We start from the raw sequence: 22,779 nt of genomic DNA on the forward strand, positions 1-22,779 counted from the left end.
GGCGTTATTTGCTATGTTTGTTATTTAGGAAATGCTTGGATTTTTTCAGTTGTTTCTGGCACGCGCATTAAAACGGCGCCGCCTAGAATAAATAATATAACTAAGCTAAATACGCCAGCGTTTGTATTACCAGTGATTTGGGCGGTGAAACCGACTAAAGCTGGTCCAAGGATCGAGGCGAATTTATAAAAAATATTATAGAATCCAAAAAACTCATTTGCATTTTCCTTCGGTACTAACTTAGCAAAATAAGAACGGCTTAAAGCCTGAATCCCGCCTTGGGAAGAACCAACAAGCATTGCTAAAATCCAGAAATCTAAGGTGGTTTTCATAAAATAAGCATAAATACAGATTATGATATAAATAAAAATGCCAACTAATAACATTCTTTTACCTGTGAATTTATCCGCTAATTTACCATACAACATCGCAAACGGAGCTGCAATCACTTGAGTGGCAAATAGAATGATTAACAGGTTTGTGGATGAAATCCCAAGATCCGTTCCATACGCTGTAGACATAGTAATTATCGTATGGACCCCATCAATATAAAAGAAATAAGCTATAAGGAAAAGAAATAAAGGACGGTAAGCCTTAATCCGTTTAAGTGTTTGGAAAACCTTTTTAAAGCTGATAGAAACCGGATTTGCCACTCTCTCGACGTAATATACCTGTTGAACATTTTTTAACATTGGAATCGTAAAGGTTCCCCACCAAATAGCAGTGATCGCAAAGGCAATTTGCGTTGCGACGGTTACAGACAAGGGCAGTATCTCTTGCTGTGATAATAGAATCAGAGCAATGCCAATGATGAAAGGGATGGTACTTCCGATATAACCCATCGCAAACCCACGGGCGGATACCTTATTCATTCGTTCTTCACTCGTAACATCCACCAGAAAGGCGTCATAAAATATATTGGCTCCTCCAAAACCAATGACAGTAATAACATAACAAATTAAGAGAATAAGCCATTGGTTGCTTGGGACCACGGCCAGTAGTGCAGTAAAAGCAATCCCCAGAATCACAAAAAAGGTAAATAATCTCTTCTTTAAGCCTCTAAAATCCCCAATGGTTCCTAAAATCGGTGCACAAATAGAAACAAGCAGAGTCCCAAAGGAATTCGCATACCCCAAATATGCAGTAGAGGTAGAACCAGCCAGACCTGCACCATCTGCTGCTGCTTTAAAATATAAAGGAAAAATAGCGGTTGTAATTAAGATGGAGTATGCAGAATTCGCCCAATCATAAAAAACCCAGCTCTTTTCTTGCTTCGTCAAACGACTCATAGAGCGTTCCTCCTATTTAGGTGTATAAAGTTTCTAAATGATTTCTGTCTTTTATATAAATATATGCGGAGCCAACACATCTTTTACAATTGGCCTTTCAATTATTTATCTTCCCTTTAGCATTGGCTAATATAAGCACGTATTGACTGTAAGTTTTAGCGCGCTTGCTAAGACACTCGATGAAAACCTCCCAATAGAGTTTATCTCCTATTCCAATTGTACAATAAATAACTGGCTATATTGTTAATTTTTTCTATAATTTTAACCTGTAAGATGTATTTCTGTCGATTTTGATAATAGTTATTATCCATTAACTCGTTTTGAAAAATAATATATTTTCTTTTTATAGTTAAGTGCCTTTACAATTTATGTCCCAATTGAATTTATTATAGTAGGCGGTATTTACGAGGTCTTTAGTTAAGACAAGCAGGTGAATGTCCAGGATGCTGCCAAGTTAATTACATGAATCAAGCTGCCAATTTGAAAAGGAAGGAGTGAATATATGAATATTCAGAATTTAGAGCAATGGATGCAAAACATTAAAGTAACAAACATGGTTAATGCCGATGTGGAAGTAGTGAATAACTCACCATTGGTTATGATGGGAAAAGGACGCCAAGGTGCAGTTTTTCAAATTTCGGACGACATCTGTGTAAAGGTGTTCGGGAATACAGAGGATTGCGATCGCGAATATTATGCTTTATCCCTTGGGCAGCAGACCACTCTATTTCCAAAGCTCTATGGGAAAGGTCCTCTCTATATAGTGATGGAAATTATCAGGGGTGTTGATCTACGCGAGTATTTACAATCACAGCCATTAACACAGGCACTTTCTGCAAAATTAATTGAAATGCTAATCACGTTTAAAGAAATTGGATATGAGAGAATTGACCATCATAAGCGTCAAATTTATCTGCAGCCTGACGGCAGTTTAAAGGTAATTGACGTAGCAAGAACGATTTGGCGTGATCGTGTCTATCCATATCCACGTAAATTATTGACTTCCTTAGGGGAAGAAAATAAAGCAATCTTTATGGCACATGTACAAGAAATGGCACCGGAATTATACGGGGAATGGCTCCACTATATCCGTATGGAGGAAATTTCTCGACAAATAACGGCGTTACTTCTCCCGCAGAAACCGGATAAGAATAAGGTTAAAGATCTAAGTAACAGCCTGTTGACAACTGCAGACGAGAAAAACTATGTGATCAAGCTGCAAGGATTAGTGCACAAGGTTTTCAAGGAAGAATGGGTGAAAGCAATGCTTGCACGTGGAGTAGATCCGGAAAAAGTAATGGAAAAAATCGATGCACATTGGGACAAACTCGAGCAAAGTTTTGAGTCAGGACATCCAGAAGGTGATAGCGGTTATGAGGGTGAAAGACGTTTTGAAGGAGAGCGAAACTCCAAGGAAGTTCGTGACTCCAGAAGGGGGAAAAGCTTCGAGGGCGATAGAGGGCGTCGTAGTAAAGGTGCTAAAGGCGGAAAGGGTGGCAGATACTTCGCAGGAGATAGATACGAGACCCGACACCGCTATGATGAGAAGCGAGACAAGAAAAAAGGCAAGGATAAAAAACGTCGTTAAACGACATTAAGGGTTGAACATAGAGACCTAACAGGGTTGAGGAGGAGCCTAATGAAAACGAGGAGAAACCATCATGAAAGTATTAGTAATCTGGCGTCTGCTGACGGTTGGCGGGGTGAATGCCGGCTGGCGTAATCGCTCGAATTATTTTAAAAAGCATGGAATTGATACAGAGTTTTTATATACTACCGATCACGGCGGGCTTCATATTATGGAAGATGTGGCCCCCGTTTATTTGACAAAGGATGAACAGGAGATTATCAAAATAATTAAAAACAACAGCTATGACGCCATCATTGTCGTTGACACTGGTGCTGCTTTTAAATGGCTTAAGAAAGCAAACTATCGAGGACCGGTATTGGTAGAGGCACGCACCCCGGAACTGATTAAGCTTAGGCCTCATTTAAAATCATTCCGAGGAATTGAGCCCGAAGCGATCATTGTTCCATCACACTATCAAAAACGATTAGTTTCAATCCTAACGGACGAGATTCCGATACATGTCATTTACAATGGCATCGATACGTCATTTTACCGTGCATTAACGTGTAAAGAGATAAATTTTGATAGTGACCCGATCCTCCCTAACAGTAAGAAAATTATTGGCTGGATTGGCAGATTGGACAAACGTAAAAACTGGCAAATGCTATTAGAAGTGGCAAAACTCATGAAAAATCAGCGTGATGATATCGAGTTTTGGGTGATTGGCGGTGCCCAAAGTGTGCAGCGGGAGGAATTCGCAGCAAAATGGCAGGAGGAACAGCTCACAGACATAGTTAAGTGGTTTCCGGTGATACCCTATCAGCAAATGCCGCATGTTTATGCGAAAATTCGCCAATCAGGCGGCTGTACGCTTGCCACTACGAAGACCGAATCGTTTGGAAATACCTTTATTGAGTCGATGGTATGCGGGGTACCTGTAGTGGCATCGAATATGATGCCAGTCACAGAATTGGTCCTCCACGGTGAACACGGACTGCTATTTCGTGGTCAAAACGTAGAAGATACAGTAAATCAGCTATCGGTTATTTTGGATGATCCCAGCCTTCATGAACAAATGTCAAAGGCAGCAATCGAACGCGTCCATGAAAAATTTGCGATAGAAGTTGTGGCAGAACAATATGTCCATCTTTTGAAAAAAATAGGCAGAATCGACTCCGATGAGGTGAATGGAGAATGATTAAACCAGTTGCATACAAGAAAACACTAGAAGGAAAATCGAATGCTCACTTAATAACATTTAATGATGGTCGGGACTATGTCGTAAAATATTTCCAGCCTGGATTTGAAAAAACGCTGGCGAACGAATGGGTCGGCTATTGCCTTGCACGTTACCTTGGACTGCCCATACCTTTTGCCAAATTAGTAGAAATCCCCCAGGAGTTTTCCTCACAATACCCTGAACTCTCGCAAATGATGCACACACAGTTTCAATTTGCAAGTCTTTACGTTCCAGACTGTTTTGATGGACATCAAGTGACCGAAGTTCCAGCTATTACAAACAAAGAAAATCTAGCAGGTATTATTTTATTTGATTACTGGCTGTGCAATCGTGATCGAACACGGAAAAATATCATTCTATGCGACGACACACCATACTCCTATCGTTTGCGGATCATCGATCATGCCGAAGTGTTCGCTTCCTATAACTGGACACTGCAGGATATTGAAACACTGCCGATAACGATTCTAAAGAGTACAACCCATCAAATTATGGCCTGTTTTATCGAGAATGAGCAGGAGTTTTACGAGCAGCTAGAAATCATTCAAACGCTGCCCATTCATTTAATAGAAGAAATTGTAGCAGTTATTCCTGAAGATTGGCAGGTTACGAGTGAAGAAAGAAAAGCGATTGTTACTACACTGCACACACGCCGTAAAAGAATACTCAAAAAATTGATGGAAAGGTTTATTAAACGTGTTTATCGGCCGATACATGAACAAGAAGAATGACTCCCTTGGCTATCTTTGTGAAGGGAGTTTTATTTTATAGAAAATGTCCTTTTAAAAAAACGATTTTAATAGGTTACTAACGTGACCGGAGTTTGTCCCTTTGCATATAAAGGATAAAGGGGAAAAGGAAAGGAGGCAGCATATGAAAATCCGTAAGGCCATTATACCAGCAGCTGGCCTCGGTACTCGATTTTTGCCAGCAACGAAAGCACAGCCAAAAGAAATGCTGCCGATTGTTGATAAGCCAACCATTCAATATATCGTTGAAGAAGCCGTGGCTTCCGGTATTGAGGAAATTATCATCATCATCGGCAGAGGAAAAAGGTCCATCGAGGATCATTTCGATAAATCGTATGAACTAGAGGATACACTTTTTAAAAAGAACAAACTTGATATGTTAGCAGATGTTCAAAAGATATCAAACTTAGTAAATATCGTTTATGTCCGTCAAAAAGAGCCGAAAGGGCTAGGACATGCTATTCTTTGTGCGAAAAGCGTCATTGGCGACGAACCATTCGCAGTTTTACTTGGAGATGATATCGTCATGTCGGATATTCCCTGTCTAAAGCAGGTCATAGATGTTTTTGAATATTATAATAGTTCCGTTGTTGCCGTACAGACGGTAAAAGACGAAGATGTCAGCAAATATGGAATTATTAAACCCAAAGGAACGATGATTGAGTCGGACTTATTCCATATTGACTCGTTAATAGAAAAACCCAGTATAGAAGAGGCGCCTTCAAGATATGCGATTATGGGACGTTATGTCCTTAGCCCGAAGATTTTTGAGATTTTGGAGAGAATTCCTTTAGGTCGAGGGGACGAATTACAGCTGACAGATGCCATCAATGAACTGAATAAACATCAGGCCGTCTTTGCCTATAATTTTGACGGCAGCCGCTATGATATTGGAGATAAAATTGGCTTTATAAAGGCAACCATTGATTTCGCATTAAGCCGCGAGGATATTAGAGAATCAGTGTTAGCCTATTTGCAAGAAGTTACTAAGAAAGAAACCTTTGAAAATAGTAAGAGAGAGATTGATTGATATGAAGATTGCTGTTTTAGGTACAGGCTATGTAGGGCTGTCAACTGGAGTTTGTTTATCGGAAATCGGTCATCATGTGACATGCATTGATATTAATGAACAAAAGATTAACCAATTACTTCAAGGAATTTCTCCTATTTATGAACCTGGTCTTGAAGATTTACTAACTGCGAATATGGGAGCAGGCAGGCTGCATTTTACCACCTCTTTAAGTGAGGCGTTAGCTAATGCAGAAATCATTGTAATTGCCGTTGGAACGCCTCAGGGTGATGACGGGGCAGCGGACCTTTCATATTTGGTACAAGCTGCGAAAGATATATCTCCATATATAACTCGTGACACCATTATTGTAATAAAGAGCACGGTGCCAGTCGGAACCAATGATTACGTTAAAAATATGACTGAAGGCCTATGTGGGTTTGCAGTGAAAATGGTTTCGAATCCAGAGTTTCTCCGCCAGGGATCTGCCATTGAAGATACGATGAAAGCTGATCGGATTATTATTGGCTCAGAAAGTTTACAAGCGGCAGGGAAAGTTAGGGACATGTATCAGCCATTAAATGTGCCTGTGATTTTAACAAGTACAAGAAGTGCTGAAATGATAAAATATGCCTCCAATGCGTTTCTAGCTACGAAGATTAGTTATATCAATGAAATAGCCAATTTATGCGAAGCAGTTGGAGCAGATGTCACAGATGTTGCTAAAGGAATGGGGAAAGATAAAAGGATCGGCGAAGCATTTTTGAATGCTGGTATTGGGTACGGTGGCTCTTGTTTTCCAAAAGATGTCAAAGCCTTGCTCCATACTGCCGGATTAAATGGAGCAGAATTTCCGCTATTAAAAGAAACCATTGCCATCAATGAATACCAACGAAAATTGTTGGTAACAAAGGCAGTAAAAAGGTTTGGAGGATTAAAAGGGAAGAAAATTGCGCTTCTAGGACTAGCTTTTAAACCAGAAACGGATGATATGAGAGAAGCACCGTCTATTCCGATCTCAGAAGCACTAACCAAATTCGGGGCAGAAGTCGTTGCCTATGACCCAGTTGCCACTGAGAACGCTAGAAAAATTATTGGCGATCAAATTCGATATGCAGGATCCATTGATGAAGCGATTTTTGAAGCAGACGCAGTGTTCATTGTAACCGAGTGGAACGAGATCAAAGGTCTGGATGTAGTGAAGATGGTAGAGAAAATGAAAGAACCTATCATCTTTGACGGTAGAAACTGTCTTTCAGAAGAGAAAATCCGAGCCTGCAACTCTGTAGAATACTATCCAATCGGTAAACCACCGATTATCATCTAGCAACCAGGCATGACCTTTTGCAGACAAGTTAAACTGCAAAAATCATGCCTAAGCTTTTTTCAATACCAGAAAACTTTGATACAATAAAAAAAGTATCAACACAAAATACATAAAGAAATCAAATGGCGAAAAAATGTCCATTGGAGACGGACATTTGTACATTAGTGGTGCCTGTCACCAATGTGAGCAAAATAGAGAGGTGTGAATATATGGCTATTGAGCATGAGCAGTTAGAGCGGAGTAGTTTGACTCGTTATGTTTCTCCGAAGGGAGATTTTATCGGGTTTCGTGATGATGATCATTATAAGGAGAAATTGAAGGAGTGGGGGCTTTCTTCTGGGAAGGGGGCAAAGCGGGAGTTTTTGTTTAAGGAACGGAATTACCAGCGTGTGGTTACGATTAAGGGGTATGAAACGTACGGGAAGTCTGACGAGTTTAACACACTTGTGATTGAGTTCCAGGATGGGAATTTGTGCTGCATCAATTCTGCTTTTCTAAAGGAAATGCAGGCTTCCAGTTTTGGCAAGGAGAGTATGCTGCAGGTAGAAGAGAAGGATTATAGTACGGCAGAGCAGGGTACAGAGACCCAAGGTCAGGAAGAAAAACCAGAGCCAAAACTGGAAGAAAAACCTGAACCGAAAAAGCCTAAAGCTGCCAAACCAAAAAAAGAAAAAGAACCGAAAATTGAGCTCCCAGCAGATAAAGTTCACTTTACGGCAAGTGTTAAACAGTTCGCTCTTACCTACAATCCATTTAATGAAGAAAATGATGAGGTGGTTGTACTGGAAAATGTGGTCATCGTCGAAGAATCACCGATTGAACTTGGGCTTGCATGGTGCAGTCACAGTAAAACGCTAAAGAAGTTCGAACTGCAGCCAGGTGACAAGCTTGAATTCGACGGGAAGGTCGCTAAGAAGAAATTGGCAAAAGGGAAAGATGTAGAAGAAGAGTTCATCGTTGAAGCTGCAGTCCAATACAAAGTCAACAATCCATCAAAAATTGTGAAAAATGGATAATAAGCAAAAGAATACATTGAGTTGAAGAGATCTTCATTTATTGGGGTCTCTTTTTTATTTGCAAATAAATCCCCTTGATAAGAGCACCTGTCCATTCAAAATATCCGATCATTCATATTTTATAGTAATCGTTACTAAACGATGATGACTGAGGTAAAAGAGAAGCATCACCTAATACAGCATCAAAGAATAATTTATAACGCTCCCTCTTTAGCTGCAGTCAAATGGAAGGAGGGGATATAGATGGCTGCTATTCAAAAAAGTGTAGACTCTTCAAGCTTAGCCGAAGTAATTGACCGTATTTTGGATAAGGGTGTGGTTATTGATTTATGGGCTCGTGTTTCTTTAGTGGGAATCGAGCTTTTGACAATCGACGCCCGTATCGTTATTGCCAGTGTAGATACATGGTTACGATACGCAAAAGCGGTTGGTCTGCTGAAAGATCATGATCTCCAAGATTTTGCGGTAGAGACATAGTAATGGTTTGAATAGGATCGGAAGGAGCCGAGGCTTGACTGTGCCTTGGCTCCTTTTTTTACCAAAATTAAATTGTTAGGAGGAAAAATGTTGAATTCATCTGATAAAGGAATCGTGACAGGGGATTTTGTGAATACTCCTTTCTTCGAGGACATCATTTCAAGAAGCCATCAGTATTTACAAGCTGGATTTCCTGTCCATTTTGTTGGGCCTACTGGTGTAGGAAAAACTAGCCTAGCGATATTTCTTGCTAAACAACTAAAGAGAAAGGTCACGATTATTCGTGGTCATCATGAATTGTCCAATAAAGACCTATTGGGTCAATATTTTGGTGTTAGAAAAAAGGAAATAATCGATAACTATATTCATTCTGTTTTTAAGAAAGAGCAAGAAGTCAAACCCATTTGGGTCCAAGGACAACTGATCGAAGCAGTAAAAAATGGACATGTGGTAATTTATGATGAATTTTCACGTTCCCTTCCTGAAACGAATAATATATTTTTATCTCTATTAGAGGAAAAGGTTCTGCCTGTATACGGCAATGGAAAGGAAACAAATATAAAATGTCATCCTGACTTTTCGATTATTTTTACAAGTAATCCAGACGAGTATGTTGGAACCTTTAAAACCCAAGACGCCCTCTTGGACCGACTAATTACCATACACTTAGATTCTTGTGACAAGGAAACTGAAATTGAAATTTTAAAACAAAAAACAGGATTAAACAATCGTGAAGCACAAGAGGTTACCAGATTAGTTTCTAATTTAAGGTCTTATGGGAAGGGATTTTGCCCTAGTCTGCGAGCGACATTAATGATTGCGGCAATATCAAAAAAAACAAACATCCCCATTATTCCTGGGAATATAAACTATCAAGCACTATGTATCGATGTGTTAAGCAGACCCATGAAACAAATACTTCCTGAGCTCTCCTTTCTAGAAGTGAGGGAATTGATTCAAAAGGAAATCCTGAGAAAGGATGAAAAATAAATGAGTACACATGATGGCGTGTACCTTTTTTGTGCGATACATGAAAAGGAGCCCAAGAAATTTGGAAGTGTACAATTAAATGGCAAGAAGGGCGGGGTATATACGATTCACTTCGAAAATGTTGCCATGGTCGTATCAAAGGTAACAGGTGATGTTTTGCCAACTCGCCCTAACTTAATGGCACATCAACAAAAAATCACGGAGGTGATGAAACAATATACGGTAATACCCATGAGCTTTGGAAATGTATTTCATTCCAAAAATGACGTTCTCCTAATAATGGAGCACTTGAACGAGGAATTTGAAAATTTGTTCTCACAGTTAGATAACAAAATGGAAGTTGGCTTAAAAGTAATTCCTAAGAAAGAATGGATAAACGAAGAAATGAAGAAAAATCCACTCTTACTTCAGTGGAAAACTTCAAATAAAGACATGGAAAATCCAGCTACTTTTTATGACCAAATACAGGTGGGAGAACAAGCCCAAAATTTTATATTACATCTGGAGGAACAGGCGGCAGAGGAAATTTTTGAACCATTGTTAGAAATAGCCGAAGCGGGGAAGCTGAATAAAACCATTCCGGGAAAGACACTGCTGAACGCTGCCTTTCTAATTGATACCAGTCATGAAGAATTATTTGATAAGAAGGTTAATGAACTTTTTGAAATATGGAAGGATAAAGTGGAGTTTAAGTATTCTGGGCCATGGCCAGCCTACAACTTTGTGAATATCGTGTTGAGGATTGAAGGGAAATTATGATATTTAAATTATTTTCGCTGCCAATTCGGTCGCTAATTAAACTGGGTGAGAAAATTCAGGAAGAAGTGGATCAAGAGCTGTATGATCTCACATTAATACAGCAACAATTGATTGAGCTGCATATGATGTACGATATGGAGGAAATTGATGAAGACGCCTATATAGAACGCGAGCAAGAATTACTTAACAGATACAAAATCGCGAAAGAAAGAGAAAAGAACGGGATGTAAAATTAGCGTTAAAAGGAGGAGGTAAGCATGACTCATACTCCGGTGGGGACCGATTTTATATACTTGTATGGTGTGATTCTTTCGGAGGAACTACAAAAGGCAGAGGTTCCAGTACTAATCGGGATAGACCAAAAAAAAGCATCCGTACTAAAGTTTAAAGAACTAGCTGCGATTATTACCCCAGTTAATCCTCATCAGTTTTCCCAGCAGCAAATTGACCTTCAATTAAAAGATCCTGAATGGTTAAAGGAAAAAGCGTTTCATCATCATGAATGCATTTCGGCATTTCATACCCAGTTTACAATCCTGCCAATGTCATTTTGTACCATATTTCAAAAAGAAGAGAATTTGAACACCTTGCTTCATGAGCAATACGATGCGATTTTGCAGCAGCTAACTAGATTCAAAGATAAACAAGAATGGAATCTAAAAATTTATTGCAATTCTGAGCAGGCGTTTTCTTATGTCGTTCAACATAATCCGAGTGTTCTTGAGTTAAGAGAAAACATTGCAAGTATGCCAAAAGGAAAACAATTTATTATGAAAAAGAAGCTCGACCAGCTGATTACAAATGAGTTAGAAAAAGAACAATCTCAATGGTGGCAGAGGATTGAACATCACCTGCAGCCCTTCTTCTCCCTTTCAAGGCTGCGAAAAAATTGGGGAAGAGAAATAACAGAGCGAAAAGATGACATGATTGTAAATTGCGACTTTCTTATTGATAAAAAGGAAACGGAGCAATTCCTAACGAAAGTTCAGGAACTCGAACATACCTTTTCGGCATTAGGCTGCACATTTCAAGTAAGCGGACCATGGCCGCCATACCATTTTTCGAAGGAGAATTAAGCATGGAGCAGTATCATCTTTTTCAAAATAAAGAAATGACGCTGTTAGATCTCCTTGACGGAATCATTGATACAGGCGTGGTGGTGAGTGGTGAAATATTAATATCGGTGGCCAATATCGATTTAATTGTGGTGGATTTAAAACTGCTGATTTCGTCGATCGAAAGTGCCTATGGACCATATGAGCGAAAAATAATTGGGGAGGCATTAGGCGATGGAAAGGTTACCACTTGATTCTAATCAGGTAGAGCAGGGTTTAGCAAAACTAGTACTAACCATTATTGAACTTCTCCGCCAGCTGATGGAAAGACAGGCGATGCGGAGAGTCGAAAATGATTCTTTAACAGATGAGCAAATTGAAGAATTAGGTTTAACGTTAATGAGGCTTGAAGAGAAAATGGAAGAACTAAAGCTGATTTTCGGTTTAGAACATGAAGATCTCAATATTGAATTGGGTCCTCTTGGAAAACTGTTATAACCATTGTTAGGAGGAATCATATGCCGATTCATCACCCGCCGCAATCATCGAATTTACTCGATGTACTTGAAAAGATCTTGGATAAAGGAGTTGTAATCGCTGGAGATATTAAAATATCATTAGCGGATGTCGATTTATTAACGATAAAAATAAGGCTGCTCGTCGCCTCGGTAGATAAGGCTAGAGAAATTGGAATGGACTGGTGGGAAAAGGATCCATATTATTCATCAAGAGGGAAAATCGCCGAACAAGAACACACCCATTTAATTGATAGAATTAATCGATTAGAGCAGGTTATTGAAAAAAATGCACTGCCTCTTCCACTGGAAAGTGACACTTTTGCCAACCGAAGTGAGGAAAGCTCATCTTCTATTCAAATGGAGGAAAGCTCGTCACATTATCAGCCCCCTCATAAGTCAAAAAGGAAGGAAAAGTGAAGAGGAGATTATCCTCCTCTTTTTTCTGCTTTCTAAACTACTTTCATTACCTTTCCAAATGGTGCTTTCGGAACAAATTCAGTCGGTACCAGCCAATATACCTCATAAGGTACCTGCATGTCTTCTGGTAAAAAGCCAGTCAAATCAGTGATATAGAAAACCGTTTCGATATTCTCCTCTTCCGCCCATTCCAATGCAAGGGTATAGGAAGCCTTCCCATGTGTGTGATATTTGATTTCCGTTCCTTCTGTGATTGGTTCTGTGCTACGGATTTTAAAATCAGCCTGAACAAGTGTGGTTTCCGGAGTTAGTTCTTTGAAAAAAGTTACAATATTTGCGATGAGGTCAATTTTCGTTTCATTTGTTGAGGTATCCACGACTAAAGCTAGTTTTTTCCCTTGGCGGTCCTGTATGATTTTAAGCAAATTTTTGTGCCATTTCATGTCTTGATTTTCCCCTCTCTTCAATAGTCACAAAAATTATTATGCTCATAATGAACCTATGAATTCTATTTAAATTATTGCATTTCTTGAATAAGAATTAAAAATGAATTTTACTTGTAGATTGCCACTTAGGATGTATACTTTTATTATATTAGTAGCACTATTTTTAGATAGGGGTGAGTATCATGGAAGGAAAATGGCTGATTGCTGATCGCGATTTAAATGAACGAGAAGGATTAAAATGGCTGTTAAAATCATCTTCTATCCCTGTAACAAGTATTCTATTATCCTCTAATTTTAAGGAATTTATCGTTACTTTTGAAAAAGAAACCCCAGATGTCATCTTTTTAGAACTGGATATGGTTAGCAGAGAGGATTGGTCTAGCTTCCGAGAATTAATGCAGATTTATCAGCCTATTCTGCTGTTAACAAGTGCAGAGGCTACCTTTGAAAAGGCCCGAATGGCGATTGACCTTCAAGCTTTGGAGCTGATGATTAAACCTTTTTCTGCCACTAAAGTTAAATTGGCTTATCAAAAAGCAACGAAAGCACTAGATAAAAAACATAATTCTAAAGAGAAACCGATTGCCCAATTCCGCAGCGATTCAACTTATGAGTCACTGTTTATTTCCGATTCGGTAGTTTTAGAAGACTATATCATCTCAGTACTTAAAGTGGAAAATAGTGAGAAAGTTGGATCGCTATATTCCTTCTTATCAGATTACCCTTTTAAGGCACTTCATGGTATTTTCCCTTTAAACGATAGGGTTGTTCTTCTATTTAAGGAAACTTGCCAAAATAGTAAAGAGCAGTGTCAAAAGGCAATGAGAAAGTGGGAAGAGGAATTCTCTGAACCGCTTGCAGTTGTTATTAGAAGCAATAAATCACCACACATAAGTCTTCATGAAAAGTTTATAGAAACGCAAAAAATGCTAGAGTTTACCTATTATCATGGTTATCAGCAAATGGTTGAGTTTGAGTATACAACCGACTGGGTACATATCGATCCTTTTTTGGCTCCTCCAGAACAAAGGACTTGGGTGGACATGCTGGCGAATCATGATATAGAAGCTATTAAATCATGGTTATACGATGAGTTTCTCCAATTAGATGATCACTATCCAGATCCGGGATTGGTTAGAATTAGGCTAACGAGTATTCTGGCACAAATTAGACGATTCATGAAGACTTATGATTTAGATGAACAGCAAAGCTACGAAAACGAGTATCGATATATCTTCCATTCGATTTTGTATGATAGCGTTCTCTATCGGTCCGTACAAAATCTAATCTTGTTTATTCAAAAGATATTTTTAGGTGTTGATTCCAGCCAACAGATGGTTAAACAGGATCCAATTGAACGCGGTATTTCCTATATTGAGTCTCATTTTACAAATCAAGAACTAAAGCTAGAAGATGTGGCAAAATACGTCGATAGGAATTCATCCTATTTCAGTCATTTGCTGATTTCAAAAACTGGCCGAAGCTTTACGGAAATCCTGACAGGGATAAGAATAAAAGAAGCGAAAAGATACCTGCTTGAGACCAGCAAGCCAGTAAAGGAAATTTCACACTTAATTGGTTATCATAATCCGAACTACTTTAGCAGAACGTTTAAGGAAATAGTCGGAGTATCACCGAGAGAATTTCGGATGAATAAGGGTTAAGAAGATAAGATTCAGTGACAACTGAATCTTATTTTTTATAAAAAATTTACTATTTCCTAAAAATAGTGAAGTTTTAGGCTAAAAATAAACGAGTTATACAAATAAATAATGCTACTTTTCTAAGGAATGATTTGTATTTTTCAGAAGATTTTATTTTTATAATAAAGGAGAGATAAAAGGACATAGAGGAGTGAATAGGATGGAAGCGAGTACAGCTAAATCAAGAGTGATTAAAAATTATAAAGGAACAGAACTACATGCAAAAGGCTGGATTCAAGAGGCTGCACTTCGGATGCTAATGAACAATCTTGACCAAGAAGTAGCTGAACGCCCAGAGGATTTAGTGGTATATGGAGGAATTGGTAAGGCTGCACGGAACTGGGAAGCTTATGACGCGATTGTCAAATCACTGCTTGAACTAGAAAACGATGAAACACTGTTAATTCAGTCTGGTAAACCTGTAGCAATTTTTAAATCACATAAGGACGCACCCCGGGTATTGTTGGCAAACTCCAATTTAGTACCGGCTTGGGCGAACTGGGAGCATTTCCACGAGTTAGATAAAAAGGGATTAATGATGTATGGACAAATGACAGCAGGCAGTTGGATTTATATTGGAACGCAGGGAATTGTCCAAGGAACTTATGAAACGTTTGCGGAGCTTGCTCGCCAGGAATTCAGCGGGTCTTTAAAGCATACGATTACTTTAACTGCCGGACTTGGCGGAATGGGTGGAGCTCAGCCGCTAGCGGTAACCATGAATGATGGTGTTTGTCTAGCCATTGATGTTGATGAAACAAGAATTGATCGCCGGATTGAAACCGCTTACCTTGATGTGAAAACGAGCGATTTAGAAGAGGCTATTAATCTAGCACAGGAAGCAAAGAAAGCAGGAAAGCCTCTCTCAATCGGTCTTATAGGAAACGCAGCTGAGCTGCTGCCGATTATGATTGAAAAAGGTTTTAACCCGGATGTGTTAACCGACCAAACATCTGCCCATGATCCGTTAAACGGTTATGTTCCTATAGGTTTTAGTTTAGAAGAGGCAGCCTCTCTTAGGAAAGAAGATCCTGCTAAATATGTAAAACTATCAAAGCAAAGCATGGCAATCCATGTAAAGGCAATGCTGACGATGCAGCAAAAAGGGGCCATAACCTTTGATTATGGTAACAACATTCGTCAGGTGGCTAAGGATGAGGGAGTAGACAATGCCTTTCACTTTCCAGGCTTTGTACCTGCATATATCCGTCCGTTATTCTGCGAAGGAAAAGGACCTTTCCGCTGGGCGGCATTGTCGGGGGACCCTGAGGATATTGGAAAAATTGATGAAGTCCTGCTTCGTGAATTCAAGGATGATGAGCACCTTTGTAAATGGGTGAGAATGGCTCAGGAAAAAATCAGCTTCCAAGGACTTCCTGCTCGTATATGTTGGCTTGGATACGGTGATCGTGCCCGCTTAGGAAAAATCATTAATGATCTTGTAGCCTCAGGTGAAGTATCGGCGCCGATTGTTATTGGCCGTGACCACTTAGATGCAGGCTCTGTTGCGTCTCCTAACCGGGAAACAGAAGGAATGAAGGATGGAAGCGACGCTGTTTCTGACTGGCCAATTCTCAATGCCATGATCAATGCAGTCGGAGGTGCCAGCTGGGTTTCACTTCACCATGGCGGTGGAGTAGGAATGGGTTATTCTCAACATTCCGGAATGGTCATAGTTGCAGACGGTACGAAGGATGCAGAAATCCGTTTACAAAGAGTATTAACAACAGACCCTGGGATGGGTGTGGTCCGTCATGCCGACGCAGGCTATGAACTAGCAATTAAGACAGCAAAGGAAAAAGGCATCAAAATGCCAATGCTGAAACAAGACTAAAGAGGTGGTACGGGTGAGTAAGCCAATTTTTATAAGGAATGCTTCACAGCTCGTGACCTTACAGGGGAGTTCACATGCTCCTCTTGTAAAGGAAGCGATGTCCGAGTTGGGTCTGGTTAAAAATGGAAGTGTTTGGATAGAAAATGGTGTCATTTGTGGTGTAGGACTAGATGAGGAGCTTTTTGTAAAATATGAAAAGCGTCTTGGGGAAGCGGAGATAGTGGATGCCAGTGGAAAGCTTGTTACTCCAGGATTAGTTGATCCTCACACTCATCTTGTTTTTGCTGGAAGCAGAGAAAATGAGTTTAATATGAGGCTACAAGGTGCCACCTACATGGAAATCATGAACAGTGGCGGCGGGATTCATGCAACAACAAAGAAGACTAAGTCAGCAAGTCATGAAGAGCTTTTTAATGAAAGCTTTGAACGCTTAAATCAATTCCTGCGTCACGGCGTGACAACAGTCGAGGCGAAAAGTGGTTACGGGATGGAGTGGGAAACCGAGCTTAAGCAGCTTGAAGTAGCTAAAATGCTCAATGAAAAGCATGATATTGATATTGTTCCTACCTTTATGGGTGCTCACGCCGTTCCAAAAGAGTATAAAGACAATCCTGATGATTTTGTGGAGCTGTTGATTGATGAAATGATTCCAAAGGTTGCGGAGCTGGGTTTGGCCGAATTCAATGATGTTTTTTGCGAGCATGGTGTTTTTACTCCAGAGCAATCAAAGCGGATTCTTGAGGCGGGTAAGAGACACGGACTGATACCGAAAATTCATGCGGATGAAATTGAACCCTATGAAGGAGCAGAGCTAGCCGCCGAGGTAGGAGCGATATCCGCTGATCATTTATTAAGGGCGTCTGAAAAAGGCATGAAAGCGATGGCTGAAAAAGGTGTGGTCGGAGTACTTCTGCCGGGGACGGCTTACTTTTTAATGGCGGAGTCCGCCAATGGCCGTAAAATGATTGACCTTGGGGTACCTGTTGCCTTGTCCACCGATTGTAATCCTGGGTCATCCCCAACGGTTTCATTGCCATTTATCATGAATTTAGGGTGTCTGAAAATGGGAATGACACCTGCAGAAGTGATTACCGCAGCAACAATTAATGCAGCACATGCAATCAACCGAGGCCGGGAAATTGGCAGTTTAGAGGTTGGAAAAAAGGCAGATATTACAATTTTTAATGTGGATAATTATATGAAACTTCAATACTCCTATGGAGTGAATCATACGCATACTGTCGTGAAGTCCGGAAAAGTAGTTTTAAGGGGAGGTCAATTAATTGAAGAGCTTTCTCTATCCAAAAACTAATTCGCCCAGTTTTACGTGGCTGCGGCCAGAAAATGGGGTAATAAGTAAAGTTCATGAATGGATACAGCCCATAACAGATGTGACCAATCCAGAAGAGGCTAAGAACGCCGAGGTGGTAATCCTCGGTGTTCCCTTATCTCGGTCATCGATTAGTGCATCAGGCGCTTCCGAATTTCCTGAAGCCTTTAGACGTTCATGGAGGAGCTTTGCAACCTACAATCTTGATGAGGATGTTGATTTGGCAGAAATGACTGCACTTGACGCCGGGGATGTTCCCATGCATGTCACGGATATTAGAAAGTGCCATGACAACATCATTCAAGCAGCCGCATTGGTCCATAGCCATTTTCAAGATTCAAAGGTGTGTGCGATTGGCGGAGATCACTCAATCACAGCGATGATGGTGAAAGGAATGCACCAGGCAAAGCCTTCTGAAAAAATTGGAATTTTACAATTTGATACTCATTTTGATTTGCGAGATATGTCAGATAATGGTCCATCAAATGGAACACCTATGCGTAATTTAATTGAAAGTGGAGTAGTTGACGGCAGTAATATGTACAACATTGGTCTGCATGGCTTTTTTAATACGAAGGACTTAAAACAATATGCAGATGAAAAAGGGGTTAATTATTTTACACTTCGTACAGCTCGAAAAAAGGGGATAGAAGAAACCGTTCAGCAATGCTTAGAAGAACTATCTTCAAAGGTTGACACCATTTATTTAACAGTAGATATGGATGTATTAGACATTTCCTATGCTCCAGGGGTACCAGCATCAACCCCGGGGGGCATGACAACGGAAGAGTTGCTAGAAGGGGTACTAGCAGCAGGTCGTCATCCAAAAGTAAAAGCAATGGACATTGTCTGCCTCGATCCATTAAAGGACACACTCGTCCAGCCAACCATTAAACTAGGAACACACGTATTCCTTACTTTCCTAACAGGAGTCATGCTTCGACAATGTGCTAGCAACTAGATAGCAAGTGGATATCAAGCGATAGCGGATAGATAGTTGTGGTGACAGGCACCACAAAAAGACATTTCATCCAATTTGTCCACCTTAGGTGGACAAATTGGATGAAAACAGGAAGGTAAATTTATACTAGGGGGATGGGTATGGGTGCACCAAATCTTAAGAAAAAGGTAGAACCAAATGCTAAACAAATTTATTCTGCAAGGAATATTCTGAAATTTGTGATTTATAGTCTAATAGGAAGTTTTATGTTTTTTATTCCTATTACCTTAAATAATGTTTCGTCAATTCCTATTGATCATATGGTGACGTGGATTAAACAAAGTTTCCCTTCTTATGTTTCTGTTTATGCTTTCATTGTTATTTTATTAGGGGCTGTTTATCCTTTTATTTCAAAAACATGGAAAAAGGACAAGGTCACGATGGTTTTTTCTATCTTAAAAGTACTAGGATTTCTTGTTGCCATTCTAATATTTTTCAAGGTAGGACCTGCATGGTTGATGGCTCCAAATATGGGCCCTTTCCTTTTTGAAAAGTTAGTTATATCAGTAGGTCTAGTTGTTCCAATAGGTTCTTTATTTTTGGGGCTCCTTATCGGATACGGTTTACTAGAATTTATCGGGGTACTCATGCAACCGATCATGAGACCGATATGGAAAACACCTGGACGTTCAGCTGTAGATTTGGTAGCTGATTTAGTAGGTGGTTACTCTCTTGGATTATTAATGACCAACCGTCTTTATAAAGAAGGAAAATACACGGCAAAGGAAGCGGCTATTATCGCAACTGGGTTTTCAACCGTTTCTGCAACATTTATGATTGTGGTAGCAAAAACACTCGGTATTATGAATATATGGGGTTTGTATTTTTGGGTCTCATTAGTGATCACGTATGTAGTTACCGCACTTACCGCAAGACTTTGGCCACTAAATAAAATGAGCGAAGTGTATATTTCGGATAAAGCAGACCCAGAAGTAGTGATTAAGGAAAAGTTTTTGCAGCATGCATGGAAACATGCAATGGAAGGTGCAAACAATTCCTTAAGTCTTGGGAAGAATTTATGGGAAAACCTACGAGATGGGTTTATTATGACCATGGGTATTCTACCGTCCATTTTATCTGTCGGACTTATTGGTTTAGTTTTGGCTGAATATACACCTGTATTTGATATACTAGGCTATATTTTTTATCCATTTACTTGGGCTTTGCAAATTCCAGAACCTTTCCTTGCAGCAAAAGCTTCTGCAGTTGGAATTGCTGAGATGTTCCTGCCTGCGCTACTGGTGGTCGATGCTCCTTTAATAACAAAGTTTATCATCGCAACGGTTGCCATTTCATCCATTCTATTCTTTTCGGCATCTATTCCTAGTATCCTTTCAACTGAAATACCAATAAGTATTCCAAAGTTAATCGTAATTTGGTTTGAACGAACAGTATTAACATTAATTTTAGTAACGCCAATTGCTTTCTTGTTCCTTTAATTGAAAGGCTGAAAAAACTGTTCTTTTTATAATTAGACTGCACCCGAATTATTGGACACTATCTAACAATTATGGGTGCATTTTTTTATGGCTAAAATTAGTGTAAGGACGAATTAGCGACTGTTCAGTACTCGCAAAGCGAGATTTTTGCTAAAGCGATTACTTACGGTAATGCTGATTCAAAAGAGACATTTAAAACAATGTACCATGCAGCAGTAAAAGGTGACGTCAGAAATATTAAAGAATATTATTAATATAGTTTAAATTATTATTGTACAGATCAGCTAGATGATATTAAACATCCGATATTATTGGATTATGGGAAGAAAGATAAATCTTTTCATCGGTATGCGAATCTCTTAAATAATAAATTGCCATGCAGCGAATTAAACTTTTTTGATAACGTAAAACATCAAATTCCTACAAAACCTTCTGCTGAATCGAATCGATTGATTGTACATTTTGTAGAAGGACATATAATTAAATTTTTAAATATTCAGGAAATTAAGAAAGTATTTCTTGGGAAAGCGCAAGAATAGACATATCCGGCTTTTAATTTGTCAAAAAATGTTGTTGTTTTCACGTTAAAGAACAATCTAAACATGAAATTTGAATTCTTTTCAGAAAATAAAGAGGGGTTAGAATGAAAATTGTCGTAATTTCAGATACTCATTTACCAAAAAGAAAAAAGGGCTTACCAGCTAGGTTGATAAAGGAGTTGCAGAAAGCTGATATGATTATCCATGGAGGTGACTGGCAGACCATTGATGTCTATCATGAGTTGCAGACGTATGCAAGAGTTGAAGGTGTCCACGGAAATGTGGATGACGAAGAAATACTTGGATTATTGCCTTCAAAAAAAATTGTAAAAGCGGGCGGTTTTACCATCGGTATTACCCATGGGCATGGTAAGGGAAAAACAACTGAGAAACGTGCCATTGCAGCATTTGAAGGGGAGAAAGTAGATTGTATAATTTTTGGTCATTCTCATATTCCTGTCAAGAGGTATGAAGGGGATATATTAATTTTTAACCCCGGTTCGCCAACCGACAAGAGAAGACAAAAGTTTTTTTCCTTTGGGGTAATCAGCTTAAGTGATAAAATAACGGCAGAACATATTTATTTTTAAGAAGAGTAGCATGGTTGGAAGGAGAGGAACCAATGGGAAAAGGTGTTATCGTCTATACGACAAACGACTGTATTGAGTGCACAATGGTTAAAAAAGTCCTTACTGAGGAAGGGATTCCCTACGAGGTTAGAGATATATCAAAAAACGCCGAATATCAACTAGAAGTTGAAAAGTACGGCTATTTAGGTGTTCCGGTAACAGTGTTAGGAAATAAAGCAGTAAAGGGTTTTACGAATGAATTGAAGGAAATTATCGAAACAGCAAAAAAGAGCTAATTGTGTACTGCACCCCAAAAGTTAGAGTTAAAATCTAACTTTTGGGGTGCTTTTTTATGGCAAAATATGGTGAAAAATTTAAGTTAATGTTAGTAAAAGAATATCAAGAGGGGAAATTGGGATATAACCCTTTAGCCGAGAAGTATGGTATGAAAGGCAGTGCCCAAATTAAGAGATGGGTCAAAGTTTACGAGAAATTCGGAGCTGAAGGGTTAATGAGTAAGAAACATAAGGAAACTTATTCTACTCATTTCAAGCTGGATGTATTAAGATACATGGAGAGAACAGGTTCTTCAGAAACGGAAACAGCCCTGCACTTTGGGCTAACAAACCCTCCCATAATAGCTGCATGGAAGAAGGCTTATCTGGAGGGTGGTGCTGAGGCCCTGGATAAACCGAAAGGACGGCCTCCCATGTCTGATAAAGCAAAGAACAGAAAAAGTAAAAAATCTGCAGTTGAAAAAGTAATGACGTACGAACAAAAATTGGAAAGAGAAAATGAACTTCTTCGTTTGGAGGTAGAATACTTAAAAAAGTTACGAGCTTTTCAGATGGATCCGGAGGGCTATCTCGAAAAGCACAAGCAGCGTTATCATTTGAACTCAAAGAAACCTTCAAATTAAAGGATGTTTTACAAGTAGTTGGCATTCCTGAATCCTCTTACCATTATCATATTAAGAACATGAAGAAGGAAAATCCAGACCAGGAATTGGAGGGAATTATTCGGTCCATTTTCGAAGAACATAAGGGGAATTACGGTTATCGGCGTGTTCATTTAGAATTGAAAAACCGTGGAATCAAAGCGAATCATAAAAAGGTTCAACGCATCATGAATAAGCGTGGGCTCAAGGGGGATAAGTTCAGATTAAAATCACGTAAGTACAACTCTTACAAAGGATCGACGGGAACTGTTGCCAAGAACCTTATTAATCGCCGCTTTGAAACAAATGTGTGTCATCAAAAATTAACGACAGATATTACAGAATTCAAGTGTTCAGACGGTGTAAAGCTATATCTAAGCCCGATTATGGATATGTTTAATCGTGAAATTCTATCTTACGGGATAAGTATGCGCCCAACCTTAGAATTAGCGCTCAAACCTCTTGAGGAAGCTCTAGAAATTGTAAAAGATTCAAAGTTTAGAACAACTGTACATTCAGATTAAGGATGGCATTATCAACATAATAAATGGGTAAAAACGCTGAAG

The 22,779-nt window shown here is 39.3% G+C and carries 24 protein-coding genes and 1 pseudogene; 23 read left to right on the forward strand and 2 right to left on the reverse strand.

The features are described 5' to 3' along the window. Positions 1–20: 20 nt before the first annotated feature. Positions 21–1,289: an MFS transporter gene (locus F4694_RS17215; protein WP_179600165.1), complete on the reverse strand. Its 1,269-nt coding sequence runs from the start codon at positions 1,287–1,289 to the stop codon at positions 21–23. 502 nt (positions 1,290–1,791) lie between these two features. Between F4694_RS17215 and F4694_RS17220 the strand changes: the two genes are divergently transcribed. The 14 genes and pseudogenes from F4694_RS17220 to F4694_RS17285 form a co-directional block, all read left to right on the forward strand. Beyond that, on the forward strand, positions 1,792–2,877 hold the full coding sequence (locus F4694_RS17220; RefSeq protein ID WP_257029281.1) for a hypothetical protein: 1,086 nt from the start codon (positions 1,792–1,794) through the stop codon (positions 2,875–2,877). Between the two features lie 73 nt (positions 2,878–2,950). Next, a complete protein-coding gene (locus F4694_RS17225; RefSeq protein WP_179600167.1) occupies positions 2,951–4,057 on the forward strand; it encodes a glycosyltransferase family 4 protein in 1,107 nt (368 codons plus the stop codon). Beyond that, positions 4,054–4,830, forward strand: a complete 777-nt coding sequence (locus F4694_RS17230) for a HipA family kinase (RefSeq protein WP_179600169.1) — start codon at positions 4,054–4,056, stop codon at positions 4,828–4,830. Before F4694_RS17225 ends, F4694_RS17230 begins: the two co-directional genes overlap by 4 nt. Positions 4,831–4,972: 142 nt before the next feature. After that, entirely contained in the window at positions 4,973–5,878 is a 906-nt protein-coding gene (gene galU / locus F4694_RS17235) for a UTP--glucose-1-phosphate uridylyltransferase GalU (protein WP_179600171.1), read from the forward strand. Position 5,879: 1 nt separating this feature from the next. Then, a complete protein-coding gene (locus F4694_RS17240) occupies positions 5,880–7,184 on the forward strand; it encodes a UDP-glucose dehydrogenase family protein (protein WP_179600173.1) in 1,305 nt (434 codons plus the stop codon). Positions 7,185–7,393: 209 nt separating this feature from the next. Beyond that, positions 7,394–8,200, forward strand: coding sequence for a hypothetical protein (locus F4694_RS17245; protein WP_179600175.1), 807 nt, complete (start codon positions 7,394–7,396; stop codon positions 8,198–8,200). A 243-nt stretch (positions 8,201–8,443) separates the two neighbouring features. Further along, positions 8,444–8,677 carry a gas vesicle protein GvpJ gene (gene gvpJ / locus F4694_RS17250; RefSeq protein ID WP_179600177.1) on the forward strand — a complete coding sequence of 78 codons (234 nt, stop codon included), beginning with the start codon at positions 8,444–8,446 and terminating at the stop codon, positions 8,675–8,677. 90 nt (positions 8,678–8,767) lie between these two features. Further along, the gene (gene gvpN, locus F4694_RS17255; protein WP_179600179.1) at positions 8,768–9,667 is read left to right on the forward strand and encodes a gas vesicle protein GvpN; all 900 of its coding nucleotides are present in this window, start codon (positions 8,768–8,770) and stop codon (positions 9,665–9,667) included. Next, positions 9,668–10,426, forward strand: a complete 759-nt coding sequence (locus F4694_RS17260) for a GvpL/GvpF family gas vesicle protein (RefSeq protein ID WP_179600181.1) — start codon at positions 9,668–9,670, stop codon at positions 10,424–10,426. Continuing rightward, on the forward strand, positions 10,423–10,656 hold the full coding sequence (locus F4694_RS17265) for a gas vesicle protein GvpG (RefSeq protein WP_179600183.1): 234 nt from the start codon (positions 10,423–10,425) through the stop codon (positions 10,654–10,656). The genes F4694_RS17260 and F4694_RS17265 overlap by 4 nt, the downstream gene beginning before the upstream one ends. 27 nt (positions 10,657–10,683) lie before the next feature. Continuing rightward, positions 10,684–11,502, forward strand: a complete 819-nt coding sequence (locus F4694_RS17270; RefSeq protein WP_179600185.1) for a GvpL/GvpF family gas vesicle protein — start codon at positions 10,684–10,686, stop codon at positions 11,500–11,502. 2 nt (positions 11,503–11,504) lie between these two features. Continuing rightward, positions 11,505–11,735 (forward strand): gas vesicle protein, encoded by a 231-nt coding sequence (locus F4694_RS17275; RefSeq protein ID WP_179600187.1) that lies wholly within the window; start codon positions 11,505–11,507, stop codon positions 11,733–11,735. Beyond that, positions 11,716–11,979: a gas vesicle protein K gene (locus F4694_RS17280; RefSeq protein WP_179600189.1), complete on the forward strand. Its 264-nt coding sequence runs from the start codon at positions 11,716–11,718 to the stop codon at positions 11,977–11,979. Before F4694_RS17275 ends, F4694_RS17280 begins: the two co-directional genes overlap by 20 nt. Positions 11,980–11,999: 20 nt before the next feature. After that, positions 12,000–12,281 (forward strand): annotated as a pseudogene (locus tag F4694_RS17285) (gas vesicle protein); the annotation flags it as partial. Positions 12,282–12,448: 167 nt separating this feature from the next. On the opposite strand, the gene F4694_RS17290 reads toward F4694_RS17285, so the two are convergent. Continuing rightward, positions 12,449–12,859, reverse strand: coding sequence for a VWA-like domain-containing protein (locus F4694_RS17290; RefSeq protein ID WP_179600193.1), 411 nt, complete (start codon positions 12,857–12,859; stop codon positions 12,449–12,451). Between the two features lie 185 nt (positions 12,860–13,044). On the opposite strand from F4694_RS17290, the gene F4694_RS17295 reads away from it, so the two are divergent. The 9 genes from F4694_RS17295 (at position 13,045) to F4694_RS17335 (ending at position 22,737) form a co-directional block, all read left to right on the forward strand. Then, positions 13,045–14,526 (forward strand): helix-turn-helix domain-containing protein, encoded by a 1,482-nt coding sequence (locus tag F4694_RS17295; protein ID WP_179600195.1) that lies wholly within the window; start codon positions 13,045–13,047, stop codon positions 14,524–14,526. A 199-nt stretch (positions 14,527–14,725) separates the two neighbouring features. Further along, the gene (gene hutU / locus F4694_RS17300) at positions 14,726–16,399 is read left to right on the forward strand and encodes a urocanate hydratase (protein WP_179600197.1); all 1,674 of its coding nucleotides are present in this window, start codon (positions 14,726–14,728) and stop codon (positions 16,397–16,399) included. 13 nt (positions 16,400–16,412) lie between these two features. Next, the gene (gene hutI / locus F4694_RS17305) at positions 16,413–17,711 is read left to right on the forward strand and encodes an imidazolonepropionase (RefSeq protein ID WP_179600199.1); all 1,299 of its coding nucleotides are present in this window, start codon (positions 16,413–16,415) and stop codon (positions 17,709–17,711) included. Further along, positions 17,683–18,690: an agmatinase family protein gene (locus tag F4694_RS17310; protein WP_179600201.1), complete on the forward strand. Its 1,008-nt coding sequence runs from the start codon at positions 17,683–17,685 to the stop codon at positions 18,688–18,690. The genes hutI and F4694_RS17310 overlap by 29 nt, the downstream gene beginning before the upstream one ends. A 140-nt stretch (positions 18,691–18,830) precedes the next feature. Next, positions 18,831–20,168 (forward strand): YjiH family protein, encoded by a 1,338-nt coding sequence (locus F4694_RS17315; RefSeq protein WP_179600203.1) that lies wholly within the window; start codon positions 18,831–18,833, stop codon positions 20,166–20,168. A 643-nt stretch (positions 20,169–20,811) separates the two neighbouring features. After that, positions 20,812–21,297 carry a metallophosphoesterase family protein gene (locus F4694_RS17320; protein ID WP_179600205.1) on the forward strand — a complete coding sequence of 162 codons (486 nt, stop codon included), beginning with the start codon at positions 20,812–20,814 and terminating at the stop codon, positions 21,295–21,297. Between the two features lie 32 nt (positions 21,298–21,329). Beyond that, a complete protein-coding gene (locus tag F4694_RS17325; protein ID WP_179600207.1) occupies positions 21,330–21,572 on the forward strand; it encodes a glutaredoxin family protein in 243 nt (80 codons plus the stop codon). Positions 21,573–21,658: 86 nt separating this feature from the next. After that, on the forward strand, positions 21,659–22,195 hold the full coding sequence (locus F4694_RS17330; RefSeq protein ID WP_257029282.1) for a helix-turn-helix domain-containing protein: 537 nt from the start codon (positions 21,659–21,661) through the stop codon (positions 22,193–22,195). Further along, positions 22,096–22,737: an IS3 family transposase gene (locus F4694_RS17335; protein WP_179600480.1), complete on the forward strand. Its 642-nt coding sequence runs from the start codon at positions 22,096–22,098 to the stop codon at positions 22,735–22,737. Before F4694_RS17330 ends, F4694_RS17335 begins: the two co-directional genes overlap by 100 nt. The last annotated feature ends 42 nt before the right edge of the window (positions 22,738–22,779 follow it).

This window comes from Neobacillus driksii, from assembly GCF_013409995.1.
GTDB classification, from domain to species: domain Bacteria; phylum Bacillota; class Bacilli; order Bacillales; family Cytobacillaceae; genus Neobacillus; species Neobacillus driksii.

Bases quoted from the DNA above. Each gene is read 5' to 3' on its own strand.
- F4694_RS17215 (WP_179600165.1), bottom strand. From the start codon at position 1,289: ATGAGTCGTTTGACGAAGCAAGAAAAGAGCTGGGTTTTTTATGATTGG.
- F4694_RS17220 (WP_257029281.1), top strand. From the start codon at position 1,792: ATGAATATTCAGAATTTAGAGCAATGGATGCAAAACATTAAAGTAACA.
- F4694_RS17225 (WP_179600167.1), top strand. From the start codon at position 2,951: ATGAAAGTATTAGTAATCTGGCGTCTGCTGACGGTTGGCGGGGTGAAT.
- F4694_RS17230 (WP_179600169.1), top strand. From the start codon at position 4,054: ATGATTAAACCAGTTGCATACAAGAAAACACTAGAAGGAAAATCGAAT.
- galU (WP_179600171.1), top strand. From the start codon at position 4,973: ATGAAAATCCGTAAGGCCATTATACCAGCAGCTGGCCTCGGTACTCGA.
- F4694_RS17240 (WP_179600173.1), top strand. From the start codon at position 5,880: ATGAAGATTGCTGTTTTAGGTACAGGCTATGTAGGGCTGTCAACTGGA.
- F4694_RS17245 (WP_179600175.1), top strand. From the start codon at position 7,394: ATGGCTATTGAGCATGAGCAGTTAGAGCGGAGTAGTTTGACTCGTTAT.
- gvpJ (WP_179600177.1), top strand. From the start codon at position 8,444: ATGGCTGCTATTCAAAAAAGTGTAGACTCTTCAAGCTTAGCCGAAGTA.
- F4694_RS17260 (WP_179600181.1), top strand. From the start codon at position 9,668: ATGAGTACACATGATGGCGTGTACCTTTTTTGTGCGATACATGAAAAG.
- F4694_RS17265 (WP_179600183.1), top strand. From the start codon at position 10,423: ATGATATTTAAATTATTTTCGCTGCCAATTCGGTCGCTAATTAAACTG.
- F4694_RS17270 (WP_179600185.1), top strand. From the start codon at position 10,684: ATGACTCATACTCCGGTGGGGACCGATTTTATATACTTGTATGGTGTG.
- F4694_RS17275 (WP_179600187.1), top strand. From the start codon at position 11,505: ATGGAGCAGTATCATCTTTTTCAAAATAAAGAAATGACGCTGTTAGAT.
- F4694_RS17280 (WP_179600189.1), top strand. From the start codon at position 11,716: ATGGAAAGGTTACCACTTGATTCTAATCAGGTAGAGCAGGGTTTAGCA.
- F4694_RS17290 (WP_179600193.1), bottom strand. From the start codon at position 12,859: ATGAAATGGCACAAAAATTTGCTTAAAATCATACAGGACCGCCAAGGG.
- F4694_RS17295 (WP_179600195.1), top strand. From the start codon at position 13,045: ATGGAAGGAAAATGGCTGATTGCTGATCGCGATTTAAATGAACGAGAA.
- hutU (WP_179600197.1), top strand. From the start codon at position 14,726: ATGGAAGCGAGTACAGCTAAATCAAGAGTGATTAAAAATTATAAAGGA.
- F4694_RS17315 (WP_179600203.1), top strand. From the start codon at position 18,831: ATGGGTGCACCAAATCTTAAGAAAAAGGTAGAACCAAATGCTAAACAA.
- F4694_RS17320 (WP_179600205.1), top strand. From the start codon at position 20,812: ATGAAAATTGTCGTAATTTCAGATACTCATTTACCAAAAAGAAAAAAG.
- F4694_RS17325 (WP_179600207.1), top strand. From the start codon at position 21,330: ATGGGAAAAGGTGTTATCGTCTATACGACAAACGACTGTATTGAGTGC.
- F4694_RS17330 (WP_257029282.1), top strand. From the start codon at position 21,659: ATGTTAGTAAAAGAATATCAAGAGGGGAAATTGGGATATAACCCTTTA.